11 protein-coding genes are annotated in these 11,995 nt (G+C 62.0%); 3 read left to right on the top strand and 8 right to left on the bottom strand.

The window, feature by feature from the left end:
• Positions 1–82: 82 nt before the first annotated feature.
• Together B0B52_RS18675 and B0B52_RS18670 are read left to right on the top strand one after the other, a co-directional pair.
• Positions 83–1,123 carry a pirin family protein gene (locus B0B52_RS18675; protein ID WP_077595238.1) on the top strand — a complete coding sequence of 347 codons (1,041 nt, stop codon included), beginning with the start codon at positions 83–85 and terminating at the stop codon, positions 1,121–1,123.
• Between the two features lie 197 nt (positions 1,124–1,320).
• The gene (locus tag B0B52_RS18670) at positions 1,321–1,767 is read left to right on the top strand and encodes a hypothetical protein (RefSeq protein WP_077595177.1); all 447 of its coding nucleotides are present in this window, start codon (positions 1,321–1,323) and stop codon (positions 1,765–1,767) included.
• A gap of 17 nt (positions 1,768–1,784) precedes the next feature.
• Here the strand turns inward: B0B52_RS18670 and B0B52_RS18665 are convergent, their stop codons facing one another.
• The 3 genes from B0B52_RS18665 to tkt form a co-directional block, all read right to left on the bottom strand.
• Entirely contained in the window at positions 1,785–2,015 is a 231-nt protein-coding gene (locus tag B0B52_RS18665) for a hypothetical protein (RefSeq protein ID WP_077595176.1), read from the bottom strand.
• A 96-nt stretch (positions 2,016–2,111) separates the two neighbouring features.
• A complete protein-coding gene (gap, locus tag B0B52_RS18660; protein ID WP_077595175.1) occupies positions 2,112–3,110 on the bottom strand; it encodes a type I glyceraldehyde-3-phosphate dehydrogenase in 999 nt (332 codons plus the stop codon).
• Positions 3,111–3,168: 58 nt separating this feature from the next.
• Positions 3,169–5,214 carry a transketolase gene (gene tkt, locus B0B52_RS18655; RefSeq protein WP_077595174.1) on the bottom strand — a complete coding sequence of 682 codons (2,046 nt, stop codon included), beginning with the start codon at positions 5,212–5,214 and terminating at the stop codon, positions 3,169–3,171.
• 144 nt (positions 5,215–5,358) lie between these two features.
• On the opposite strand from tkt, the gene speD reads away from it, so the two are divergent.
• Complete coding sequence (gene speD, locus B0B52_RS18650) at positions 5,359–5,763, top strand: adenosylmethionine decarboxylase (RefSeq protein ID WP_077595173.1); 405 nt, start codon at positions 5,359–5,361, stop codon at positions 5,761–5,763.
• Here speD and B0B52_RS18645 read toward each other — a convergent pair whose 3' ends face one another.
• From B0B52_RS18645 to B0B52_RS18625, 5 genes are all read right to left on the bottom strand, one after another.
• A complete protein-coding gene (locus B0B52_RS18645; RefSeq protein ID WP_077595172.1) occupies positions 5,764–7,362 on the bottom strand; it encodes an FAD-dependent oxidoreductase in 1,599 nt (532 codons plus the stop codon). It abuts the gene before it with no gap.
• A 13-nt stretch (positions 7,363–7,375) separates the two neighbouring features.
• On the bottom strand, positions 7,376–8,914 hold the full coding sequence (locus B0B52_RS18640) for a polyamine aminopropyltransferase (RefSeq protein WP_077595237.1): 1,539 nt from the start codon (positions 8,912–8,914) through the stop codon (positions 7,376–7,378).
• A gap of 120 nt (positions 8,915–9,034) precedes the next feature.
• Complete coding sequence (locus tag B0B52_RS18635; RefSeq protein WP_077595171.1) at positions 9,035–9,256, bottom strand: DUF350 domain-containing protein; 222 nt, start codon at positions 9,254–9,256, stop codon at positions 9,035–9,037.
• Positions 9,257–9,295: 39 nt separating this feature from the next.
• Complete coding sequence (locus tag B0B52_RS18630; protein WP_077595170.1) at positions 9,296–10,807, bottom strand: DUF4178 domain-containing protein; 1,512 nt, start codon at positions 10,805–10,807, stop codon at positions 9,296–9,298.
• 108 nt (positions 10,808–10,915) lie between these two features.
• Entirely contained in the window at positions 10,916–11,950 is a 1,035-nt protein-coding gene (locus tag B0B52_RS18625; protein ID WP_077595169.1) for an SPFH domain-containing protein, read from the bottom strand.
• Between the last annotated feature and the right edge of the window lie 45 nt (positions 11,951–11,995).

Raw genomic sequence — 11,995 nt, 5'->3', positions numbered from 1 at the left:
ATGGTGCTGGCGTGCAGCTTGAAAGAACACGGGGTAACCTTATATGTGTTCTTTCAAAGTCTCACGCCAGAAAGGCCCCGTCATGTCTGCCAGCACCGCCGCCAGCCCTGTTCTCCAGATCAAGCCCCTTGGTTTCCCGTGGGAAACCATCGACCCCTTTTTGTTCTGCGCGTACCACGACGACGCTTACCCCAAAGGCAATGCCGACATGGGACCTGCTGCCTCACTGGCGGGTCGCGCCATCGGCCAGGACTTCAGCCGCAAGGATGGCTGGAGCATGTACCACGGTGAAAAGGTGCCGGGCTTTCCGCCGCACCCGCACCGCGGGTTCGAGACCGTCACGATTGTGCGCAAGGGCCTGATCGACCACTCGGATTCACTGGGCGCCACTGCGCGCTTCGGCCGAGGCGACGTGCAGTGGCTAACGGCTGGCAAGGGCATCGTGCATGCAGAAATGTTTCCCCTGCTTGACGAAAAGAACGACAACCCGCTGGAGCTGTTCCAGATCTGGCTGAACCTGCCTGCGCGCAGCAAGATGAGCAAGCCACACTTCACGATGTTCTGGTCGCAGGACATTCCGCGCCTGCTAGCCAGGGACAGCGACGGGCGCACGACAGAAGTTGCCGTGATTGCCGGCAGCCTGCAGGACGCCGGCACGCCGCTGGCGCCGCCGCCCGACTCGTGGGCCGCCCAGGCTGATGCCGACGTGGCGATCTGGACCCTGCGCATGGAGCCCGACGCCCGCTGGACGCTGCCGGCCGCCGGCAAGGGCTCGCGGCGCAATCTGTATTTTTTCAAGGGCCAGTCGGTCAGCATTGGCGGCCAGAATGTGCGCAGCCCTGCAGCCATCGAAGTGCGCGCCGACATGGCAATTGAGCTGGTCAATGGCAGCGAAGTGGCCGAGTTCCTGTTGCTCCAGGGCAAGCCCATTGCAGAGCCGGTGGTGCAGTACGGCCCCTTCGTGATGAACACCCAGGCCGAGATTGCACAGACCATGGCCGACTACCAGCGCACGCAATTCGGCGGCTGGTCGTTTGACAGCGACGCGCCGGTGCACGGGCGCGACCCGGCACGGTTTGCGGTGCACCCCGGCGGGCGCGAGGAGCGGCCGGCGGGCGGCTGACGCCCAGCAAGCGCACATTGTTATATTTTTGATAGCTGTTTGCGCTTGCTTTTCAGTGCTCCAGGGCACTTTTCGCATAAATCCGGCATTACCGGTCAGTCTCCCCGCGGTACCCCCAGGCGATATCGGGTTTCGCAAACGCCGCCTATGGGGCGCGGCAGCAGACGCCTACACTCCCGCCTACACAAGGAGACGCCATGAGCCAGGAGCCCAACCGCCAAGCGGTCAAAAACGAACTGGATGCGCTGGCGCTTGCGTTTTTTCGCGCTGTCTCGTTTGAGCCGGGCAGCGCGCCGCCTTACGGCGACATCCCTGCGCTCTTCATCGACGCAGGCCTCCTGATCAAGAACACGGGGGCCGCGCCTGAGATCTCCAGCGTGCACGAATTCATCGCGCCGCGGCAGGCCCTGGTGGACGGCGGTGCGCTGACGCGCTTCAGGGAGTGGGAGCTGTCGGAAACCACGCAAATCTTCGGCAATATTGCCCATCGCTACAGTGCTTACGGCAAGGCCGGCACGATGAAGGGCGAGGCATTCGAGGCGCGAGGCATGATCTCGACGCAGTTCGTCAAAACGCCCGAGGGCTGGAAGATGAGCGCGATGGCCTGGGACGATGAACGGCCCGGCCAGACCCTACCGGGCTGACCGGGTTAACCGGCTACTCAGACAGGCATCAAGCCTGCGTTGATCACCGCCGCATCCTGCGCGGTGAAGGTCATGTTGTGGTGGTTCGTCAGCAGGCCACCGCCGGGCACCATATGACCGTCTGCGGCGTAGCCAATAGCCTTGAACTTCCACACGCCACCAATCAGTTTGAGTTGACCCACCAGCTCGTCACTGTCCAGATGAACACTCACCACTTGCTCGTTGAGCTTTTTGAACGTCAGGGGCATGACATTAATCTTTCCAGATGATGGGGCGGCTGAAGCATTGCGCCGAGAAAAAAAAAGCGCCCGGAGGCGCTTTCTCATTGGCGATGCCGAAGTGAATTACTTCGCCACCACGCGGACCATTTCCAGGCACTTGTTCGAGTAGCCCCACTCGTTGTCGTACCAGGCCACCACCTTGATGAAGGTTCCGTCCAGCGCGATGCTGGCGTCAGCGTCAAACACGCTGGTGCAGGTCTCGCCGCGGAAGTCGGTGGCGACCACTTTGTCTTCGGTGTAGCCGAGGATGCCTTTGAGAGCGCCTTCGCTCTGTGCTTTCATTTCGGCGCAGATTTCTTTCAGCGTGGCTTCCTTATTCAGCTCGCAGGTCAGGTCAACCACCGACACATCGGAAGTGGGCACGCGGAAAGACATGCCGGTGAGCTTTTTGTTCAGCTCGGGAATCACCACGCCGACAGCCTTGGCCGCGCCGGTGCTCGAAGGAATGATGTTTTCCAGGATGCCACGGCCGCCGCGCCAGTCCTTATTACTCGGACCGTCCACGGTTTTTTGGGTGGCAGTGGCGGCATGCACAGTGGTCATCAGGCCACGCTTGATGCCCCACTTGTCATTGAGCACCTTGGCGACGGGCGCCAGGCAGTTGGTGGTGCAGCTGGCGTTGGAGATGATGTTCTGGCCTTTGTAGGTCTTGTCGTTGACGCCATAGACAAACATCGGGGTATCGTCTTTAGACGGGGCCGAGAAGATGACCTTTTTGGCACCGGCGGCCAGATGCTTCTCACCGGAGGCCTTGTCGAGGAAGAGGCCGGTGGCCTCGAGCACGATGTCGGCGCCGATCTCGTTCCACTTCAGGTTGGCAGGGTCACGCTCCTGGGTCAGGCGAATTTTCTTGCCGTTGACGATGAGGGTGTTGCCTTCAACCGATACGTCGCCCTTGAAGCGGCCATGCACCGAGTCGTACTGCAGCATGTACTTCAGGTAGTCAGGCTCGAGCAGGTCGTTGATGCCGACGATTTCAATGTCGCTGAAGTTCTGCACGGCGGCGCGCAACACGTTGCGGCCGATGCGGCCGAAGCCGTTGATACCTAGTTTGATCGTCATCTGCTTTGCTCCTGGAAGTTAAAAACGGGGATCACCATGCGCCTGTGGGCCACGGTGCTTATTTTTTGGACAGCACCTTGCGCACGGTGTCTGCCACGTTTTCGGGCGTGAAGCCGAAATGCTTGAACAGCACCGGGGCCGGCGCCGATTCGCCGTAGGTGTCGATGCCGACCACCGCCGCGCAGCCATATTTCCACCAGCCATCGGTAACGCCCATCTCCACCGCGATGCGGGGGATGCCGGCCGGCAGCACGCTGGTCTTGTAGGCTGCGCTTTGTTTGTCAAACGTGGTGTTGCTCGGCATGGAGACGACGCGCACCGCGATTTTTCTGGCGGCAAGCAGCTCCTGCGCCTTCAGCGCGAGCTGCACTTCGGAGCCTGTGGCAATGATGACGGCCTGGGCTTTCTTGTTCAGGCCCACTTCAGCGGGCTCGGCCAGCACATACGCACCCTTGCTGATTTCGCTGAGGTCGTTCTTGGGGGCGTAAGGCAGGTTCTGGCGGCTCAGCAGCAGGGCCGTCGGCTTGTTTTTGTTCTGCAAGGCCACAGCCCAGGCCACCGCGGTTTCGGCGGTGTCGCCCGGACGCCAGACGTCGAGGTTGGGAATCAGGCGCAGGCTGGCGGCGTGTTCGATCGACTGGTGCGTCGGGCCGTCTTCGCCCAGGCCGATGGAGTCGTGCGTGAACACGTGCACCACGCGGATCTTCATCAGTGCAGCCAAGCGGATAGCGTTGCGGCTGTAGTCGCTGAAGGTCAGAAAGGTGCCGCCGTAAGGAATGTAGCCGCCATGCAGCGCAATGCCGTTCATGATGGCGGCCATGCCGAACTCACGCACACCGTAATTGATGTGGCGGCCGATGACCTTGCCACCTTCGGCTGTCTCGGTCATCACCACATTGCCGGCCAGGTCAAAACGCAGCGCGGGTGTGCTCTTGGTGTTGGTCAGGTTGGAGCCGGTCAGGTCGGCCGAGCCGCCCAGCATTTCAGGCAGGCCGGCAGTGAAGGCTTCAAGCGCCAGCTGCGAGGCCTTGCGCGAGGCAACGGTTTCATATTTGGTGTGGGCGCCGACGACGGTGTCCACCGCGATCTGCGAGAAGGCCCTGGGCAGCTCGCCCTTCATGCGGCGCGTGAATTCTGCCGCCAGTTCAGGGTGCGCCACTTTGTAGGCGGTGAATTTCGCGTCCCAGGCGGCTTCGAGCGCCAGGCCCTTGGCTTTGGCATCCCAGGCTTCGTAGGCTTCCTTGGGCAGCTCGAAGGGGGCGTGTGTCCAGCCCAGCGCTTCGCGGGTGAGTTTGATTTCTTCGGCGCCCAGCGGCTCGCCATGGGCCTTGGCCGTGTTGGCGCGATTGGGTGAGCCTTTGCCGATGTGGGTTTTGCAAATGATCAGCGTAGGCTTGTCGGCGCTGTTTTTGGCGTCAGCCAGCGCGCGCGAGACAGCGTCAACATTGTGGCCGTCGATCGGTCCGATGACGTTCCAGCCGTAGGCCGCAAAACGCAGCGCGGTGTTGTCGATGAACCAGGGTGCGACCTGGCCGTCGATGGAAATGCCGTTGTCGTCGTACAGCGCGACCAACTTGTTGAGCTTCCAGGCGCCGGCCAGTGCACAGGCTTCGTGGCTGATGCCTTCCATCAGGCAACCGTCACCCATGAAAACATAGGTGTGGTGGTCAACGATGCTATGGTCGGCCTGGTTGAATTCGGCCGCCAGCAGCTTTTCAGCCAGCGCCATGCCGACGGCATTGCTGATGCCTTGGCCCAGCGGGCCGGTGGTGGTTTCCACGCCGGCGGTGTAGCCGAACTCGGGGTGGCCCGGCGTCTTGCTGTGCAGCTGGCGGAAGTTTTTCAGTTCATTGATGGGCAGTGGGTAGCCGGTCAGGTGCAGCAGCGCATAAATCAGCATGGAGCCGTGGCCGTTGGACAGCACAAAGCGGTCGCGGTTGAACCACTGCGGGTTGTGCGGGCTGTACTTGAGGTGCTGGCCCCAGAGGGCAACAGACATGTCGGCCATGCCCATGGGTGCGCCGGGGTGGCCGGAGTTGGCCTGTTGCACGGCGTCCATTGCGAGCGCGCGTATGGCATTTGCCATTAATTCTGTAGTGGCCATCTGGCAAAGCTCCGGGAAGTTCAGGGAAGTCGGGGGGTGGGGGATAAAAGGCTTAATCCGCTATTTTACCGGGGCTACGGGTTTCCCCCGGGTTTGGTGGAAAGTCGCCGGATTGGCGCCAGCCCGGTGTTTTAATGCCTGCTTATGCACGGACTGCACCTCACCGCCGATCTTCATGACTGCCGCTGCGAAGCTTTCTGGCTGGTCGACGCGGAACGGGTGGGCGAGCAATGCCTGCAAGCTGTCCATGCAGCCGGCCTGCAGCCGGTCGCCCGACTTTTCCACTCGTTTGCAGCCGCCGGACCGGGCCCGTCGGGTTTCACCGCCACTGTCTTGCTGGCCGAGTCGCACCTGTGCCTGCATACCTGGCCCGAATTGGGAGCCGTCACCCTGGATGTGTATGTGTGCAACTTCGGGGCAGACCACTCCGCCAAGGCCGAGGCCCTGATGGAGACGCTGGTGGCCTTGTTCCAGCCCGGACATGTGGAGCGGCATGCGCTGCGGCGCGGGCAAAAGGCGGGCAGCCCGGCGACCGTTCCCGCAGCGTGATCAGGCCAGGGCCATGGCGCGTTGATGGCCCTGGATAAAAGCTTCCTCAAACACCGAATAACCTGCCAGGTCGCTGTGCGCAAAATGCAGGCGCCGCCAGGGTGCAGGCTGCACAGCCTGCAGTGCGGCCAGCGCCGCACTGCTGCGAATGCCGGGTACCGGGGTACTCATGGCATGGCCGTAACGCATGACGTCGATGTGTGTGGCCTTGTCGCGTAAATCAGGGTGCGGCACAGACAGCTCATTGAGCACAGCGTCACGCCAGTGCGCCCAAGGCTGCTGGTACAGGTTCTGGCGCTGCGCCGGGTCCAGCCCGAAGGCGCGGTACCAGGTCAGCACCGTGGCACCAGGTACCGGCTGCAGGCTCTGGTGCAGGGCGTCTACATAGCCCAGGCCCTGGGCTTGCTCGCCATAAATCACGTTGTCCCAGCTCGGTGCTGCACCAGGACGGTCATGCAGCGCTGCCTGGATATGAATATTGGCCACCAGCCAGGGCGCGTACCGCAGCTGCGCTGCCGCCTGGCGCAGGGCCGGCGGCGGGTTTTCCACCACGCGCGCCGCAAGAAACAACGGCAGGGCCAGAATGCATTGATCGGCCTGCCAGCGCTCCAGGCTTTGGGTGGCCACGTTAAAGGCATCAAGCTCGACGCCATGCTTGCCCGCCGCCACGCGGACCACCACACGGCCGGAGAGCAACCGGTCGCCCAACGGCGCGGCCAGTCGCTGCGTCAACCAGGCGTTGCCCTGCGGCCAGGCCAGCACGGCGGATTCGTGACCTGCGCGCTCGCCGTCCTTGTTGTCACCCTCACCGGGGGGCTGGAAACCGTGGCGGCTGGCAAAGTAATGAATGCCGGCCCAGGCCGATACCGTCCCGATGCCAGCGCCGTAATCGTCGCGGCAGCAGTAGTCCAAGTACCAGCGCAGGTGCGGTTCCAGCAACTGGTTGCGGCCCAGCCATGCTTCAAAAGTAATAGCATCCAGCGCTCGTTGTTCGTCGGCCAAAGGCAGTTTTGATGCAGGAATGGTGAACCCGCCAGCACGCACGAAGTTGTCGATCAGTTTGGCAAAACGCTGGTAGGCCAAAAGCGCCTCCGGACCGGCGCCCTGCATCGGCAGCAGGCCCTCCTGCCACTGGCCCTGAAAAAACAGACGCTCCTGCGGGCTGTGGCACAGATGCCGTTCGTCGTAGGTCCAGCGGCCCGCCACGCGGCGGCGCAGGCCCAGCTCTTCCAGCAAATCCTGCACCTGCGGTGCATCGTCGCCGGGCACCGGCAGGTAATGGGCGCCCAAGGGGCAGGCAATGCCGTTGATCTGTCCCCCGCGGCTGTTGCCGCCTGCCGTGTCTTCGAGTTCCAGCAAGGTGAAGTCGTTCATGCCGCGCAGGCGCAATGCGCGTGCGGCGGCCAGGCCCGCCACGCCACCGCCCGCTATCAGCACCCGGGTGCGCCGGGTTCTGGCGGGCAACGGCCAGCTGGTGCTGCCGCGCAGCACATGGCCGCGCTGGTGCTGCACGCCGACAAATCCACCGGTGATGTCGGGTGCCGGTGCGCAACCTGTCAGCGGCAAGGCGGAGGCTGCGAGGAAGTGGCGGCGTTTCATCCGGGCAACCCGTTCAATGCGAAACCTTGCCCCACTCCCGCTCGTAGGTGTGCACCAGCGCCTGGTTAGACAAGCGGTTCACCTCCGCAGGAACACGCGCCATGTCCTGCGGAAAATCAAACAATGCGGGCAGGGTTTGCAGGTTGAGGAATTTCATGTCCGCCGGCAGCGCACCGGCCAGCCTGAAGGGCCGGCGGCCAGCCGCCACAAAACCCCACTCGCCAAAACTTGGCACGTTGGCGTGATAGGGGGTTGCCGTCAGTCCCACTGATTCAATCGTGGTGACAACGGTCCAGAAACTCTTGCGCGCCACCAGGGGAGAAGTGGTCTGGACCACCGCATAACCGCTGGCGGCCAGGCGCTTGTCGAGCAGGGCGTAAAACGAGTTGGTGTAGAGCTTGCCCACCGAGAAGTTGGTGGGGTCGGGGAAGTCAACAATCACCACGTCGAAGGTGTCGCTAGTTTGCTCGAGCCAGCGAAAGGCATCGGTATTCACGATGGTCACTTTGGGAGATTTCAGGGTGCCGCCATTGAGCTGGGTCAGGGCCGACTGCTGGGAGAACAAGGTGGTCATGGCCGGATCAAGCTCGACCAGGGTCACGCTTTCAACACTGGCGTACTTGAGAACCTCGCGCACGGCCATGCCATCGCCGCCACCGAGCACCGCCACTTTTTTGGGCGCGCCATGCGCGCTCATGGCCGGGTGCACCAGGGCTTCGTGGTAACGGTATTCGTCGCGCTCGGCAAACTGCAGGTTGCCGTTGAGGAACAGGCGATGGCCGGTTTTGCCGTTGGTCACAACGATGCGCTGGTAGGGCGTGGACGCAGTGAAAACAATCCGGTCCTGGTAAAAATGGTCTTCAGCCAGCGTGGTGATCTGGTCGGCCCCTGCCAGGCCCGCGGCCAGCGCACCCAATGTGAGCCCGCAAGCCACCGCATGTGCGCGCCATTGCCGCAGCTCATGGCGAAACAGCCACAACGCCCACACGGCCACCGCAGCATTCATCAGGCCAAACAGCAGGCCGGTGCGCACCAGGCCGAGTTGCGGCACCAGCACCAGAGGAAAAGCCAGCGACACCGCCAGCGCGCCCAGGTAGTCGAAGGTCAGCACCTGCGAAACCAGGTCTTTCAGGGCCACGTTGCGCTTGAGGATACGCATGACCAACGGAATCTCCAGCCCGACCAGGGTGCCGACCGCCAGCACCAGCGCATAAAGCAAAAACCGGAAAGCCCCCGGCGCGTACGCATTTGCTATGAAAAGAATAGCTGGTAATGCCCCACCTATAACGGCAACCAGCAGTTCTATGCGTAAAAAATGAGCCGGCAGCTGGCGTTCAAAAAATCGCGACAGCCAGGACCCGGCGCCCATAGCAAAGAGGTAGGTGCCGATGATGGTGGAAAACTGCAGAACAGAGTCGCCCAGCAGGTAAGACGCAATCGCCCCCGCCGCCAGCTCATAAAGCAGGCCGCAGGCCGCAACGACGAAGACGCTGGCGAGCAGCGCTACTTCGAGCGGGCGGGGGGATGGAGATTCTTGCGCAGACAAAGCGATATGTAGGGCGTAGCGAGCGGGCTGCGGACTAGGCGGACGGAGCGGAGGAACCGGAACGTACTTCAGGTACGTGAGGATTCCGAGCACCGCCCAACGACGTCCCCAGCTCGCGCAGTAGCCCTAACCGTGGATGGCGGCGGCTACGATGATGGAAATGCCCAGACACATGGCCGCCACGATCATCGCAAGCGCCATGTTCTGCTTCTCGACAATCTCGTGCCAGAGATCGTAAGGCGTGACTTTGTCGATGATGACAAAGCACAGCCAGAAGATGAGCACGCCGATCAGCGCGAACAAGATCGAGCCGAGGAAAGCGGCGGGTTTAAGCCATTCAAGTCCCATGGTGTTCTCCAGAAAAAAACAAGGATGCCGACAGATGTGTCACTTGTGCCCTCCGCCTCCGGAGAAGCCGCCGTAGGAGCCGCTCGACGTACGGGTGCCTGACGAGGAGCAGTTTTCCACATTCGAATCGCAGCGGGAACAGCGGCTGATCAGAAAAAGGAAGAACAGGACCAGGAATATCACCACAATGATGGTGCCGCAACCCATGCCCGATGCGCTGCTCAGCGGCTGGGCATCCGATCGTTTGAACAGGTCTTGTTTGCCACTCAGGTTGAAGGCCTTGGCCACCACGTCACCTTCGAGCTTGGTGCCGCTGGACCAGGTCACTTCGCTCGAAGCTTCCTCCTGCGACAGCAATGATTTGCCATTTGCAAAATCGCGGTTGAAGGTTTTTTCGTCGCGCTCCACACGCCAATAAAACTCGCCCGCCACGTAACTGGTTTCGGCGTGGTAGCTGCTTTGCCGCTGATAGGTGGTGTTGAGGTAGCGGGCGCTTTGGGCGTTGCCGTTCAACACGGGCGCACCGGTCACGGGTTTGACCATGCTCCAGCCGTCGGTGGCGTCGACCAGAAAGGCGAAACCGCGCTTGCGGTTGTACAGCAGGTACTCGTCCCAGCCAAAGTGTTCGTCGGCGTCGTCGGGCTCATACCCCATGCGGTGCTGGAAACCGACCACCTGCCAGACAACACCCAGCAGCTGACCGGTGGTACCCAGCGCAATCAGCGGATTGACCGGCTCGTTCTGGATGGCGTGTTTAAGCTCCCCGCCCAAGCCCTGGGAAAGGTCAATGACGCTGTTGCACGATGGGCAGCTGATGCTTTTGCTGGTGGCCAGACTCACCTGGACTTGCGTACCGCAGTTGGGGCAGCTGAACTGCCGGCCTTTTTCTTCCTTGGCCGACTCGTCGCGCAGACCCGTGAGCTTGAGCTCGTCGAGCAACACCGCGCGGCCCAGCGACAAGGCCGGCACGGCCCCAGCCAGAACCGGGCCGTAGTCAATGCTCAACACCTCACCTTCGGCGCTGCGCAACTCCACCATGGCAAACGAGGCGCCCAGCGCCGGCAGATGAGGCAGCTCGCCCTGTGCCGACAGCAGCGATACCTGTTCGTTGGACGCCACGCTGAACGGCTTGCCCTGGATCGCGGTGGTTGCGCCAACGCGGAACTGCGTCGCAGTCGGAACCTCGCGCTGCAAGACAGTGGGCAAGGTGAACACGTAGGCGCCGTTGTCCTCGCTGAGAAAAGCCGTGCTGCCGTCGTTGAAGAGGGCATGCCACTCGGTCCAGGTGCCTTTGCTGTATTTGTATTGCAGGCGCCCCACAAGCGTGAAGGGCCGGTTGTCAAAAGTACCCGACGCCATTAATTGCAGCGGACTGAAGTCGTTGAACACCTCGGCCATCTTGCCGAGGCGGGACAAGGTGTCACCGTCGCGCACCACAGTGCTCTGGCAATAGCCGCACACCGCATGCGTGGACTGTGCACTGCGGAACTCCACCGGCGCGCCGCAGCCGGGGCATGGCGCGCGGTAAGCGCGTTGGGAAAGGGTGGCCAAGCTGGGGGCTTCTTAACCGCTCACACCGAGCTTGTCGAAGTGTTGCACGCAGCGCATGTCATGGCTTCGACAAGCTCAGCCCGAACGGAATCATGTTCGGGCAATGGCTTACACCAGTTTCTTGAGAAGTTCGACCTTCTTGGCGTCGAACTCCTCTTGCGTGAGGATGCCCTTGGCCTTGAGCTCACCGAGCTTCTCCAGCGTAGCCATGACGTCATCAGGCTTGACCGCCGTCACAGCCGGGGCTGCCTGGGCCGGCTCACCCTGCAAGCCTTTTTGCAGGTTTTGCGCCAGCACCTGGCCCAGCGCCACGCCTGCGCCCAGTCCCATGGCGTCACCGGCAATACCGCTGCCGCCCGAGCCGCCACCTTCGGCAAACTTGGGGATGGCCTGCGCTGTCTGGTACTGCATGAACTTGCCCATGTCGTTGCCGACCATGCCCATGCCGATTTTCTGGTCGAGGATTTTCTGCAACTCCTCGGGCAAGGAGACGTTTTGTACCGTCATGCCTTCGAGCTTGAGGCCGATGGCCGCGAATGCGGGCGAGAGTTCGTTCGACAAGGCCTTGGCAAACTCCATCTGGTTGGCCGCCAGGTCCAGGAAAGGAATGCCGCTGGAGGCAATCGCGTCCGAGAGATGCTGCAGAACCATGCCGCGCAGCTGCCCATCGAGTTCGCCCACACTGTAGATATCGCGGGTGCCTGAAATCTCCGTGTGAAACAGCTTGGGATCGGCCACCCGGAAGCTGTAGTTGCCAAAAGCACGAAGCCGCACCGCTCCGAAATCTTTGTCGCGAATGGTGATGGGCTGCGGTGTACCCCATTTCTGGTCAACCTGCTGGCGCGTGCTGAAGAAGTACACGTCGCTCTTGAACGGGGACTCGAACAGCTTGTCCCAGTTCTTCAGGTAGGTCAGCACCGGGATGGTCTGCGTCGTCAGCTTGTACATGCCCGGGCCAAAGACATCGGCGATCTTGCCCTCGTTGACGAACACCGCCATCTGCGACTCGCGCACGGTGAGTGATGCGCCGTACTGGATCTCCATGTCCGCCATCGGGAAGCGCCAGGCCAGGGTGCCGTCGCCGGTTTCGGTCCACTGGATGATGTCGATGAACTGTTTCTTGATGAAGTCCATGAGAGCCATGCTGCGATCCCTTCGAGGTGAGTTGTGGCCGGATAATAACCTTGC

Origin of the sequence: Polaromonas sp. A23 (genome assembly GCF_002001015.1) — a bacterium.
Taxonomy (GTDB): Bacteria; Pseudomonadota; Gammaproteobacteria; order Burkholderiales; family Burkholderiaceae_C; genus Polaromonas.
Note: the sequence above shows the minus strand (reverse complement) of the source record. Positions and strands in the feature narration are given on the sequence as shown.

What these genes read in the sequence shown, in the direction of transcription:
- B0B52_RS18675 (WP_077595238.1), top strand. Translation starts at nt 83, where the DNA reads ATGTCTGCCAGCACCGCCGCCAGCCCTGTTCTCCAGATCAAGCCCCTT.
- B0B52_RS18670 (WP_077595177.1), top strand. Translation starts at nt 1,321, where the DNA reads ATGAGCCAGGAGCCCAACCGCCAAGCGGTCAAAAACGAACTGGATGCG.
- B0B52_RS18665 (WP_077595176.1), bottom strand. Translation starts at nt 2,015, where the DNA reads ATGCCCCTGACGTTCAAAAAGCTCAACGAGCAAGTGGTGAGTGTTCAT.
- gap (WP_077595175.1), bottom strand. Translation starts at nt 3,110, where the DNA reads ATGACGATCAAACTAGGTATCAACGGCTTCGGCCGCATCGGCCGCAAC.
- tkt (WP_077595174.1), bottom strand. Translation starts at nt 5,214, where the DNA reads ATGGCCACTACAGAATTAATGGCAAATGCCATACGCGCGCTCGCAATG.
- speD (WP_077595173.1), top strand. Translation starts at nt 5,359, where the DNA reads ATGCACGGACTGCACCTCACCGCCGATCTTCATGACTGCCGCTGCGAA.
- B0B52_RS18645 (WP_077595172.1), bottom strand. Translation starts at nt 7,362, where the DNA reads ATGAAACGCCGCCACTTCCTCGCAGCCTCCGCCTTGCCGCTGACAGGT.
- B0B52_RS18635 (WP_077595171.1), bottom strand. Translation starts at nt 9,256, where the DNA reads ATGGGACTTGAATGGCTTAAACCCGCCGCTTTCCTCGGCTCGATCTTG.
- B0B52_RS18625 (WP_077595169.1), bottom strand. Translation starts at nt 11,950, where the DNA reads ATGGCTCTCATGGACTTCATCAAGAAACAGTTCATCGACATCATCCAG.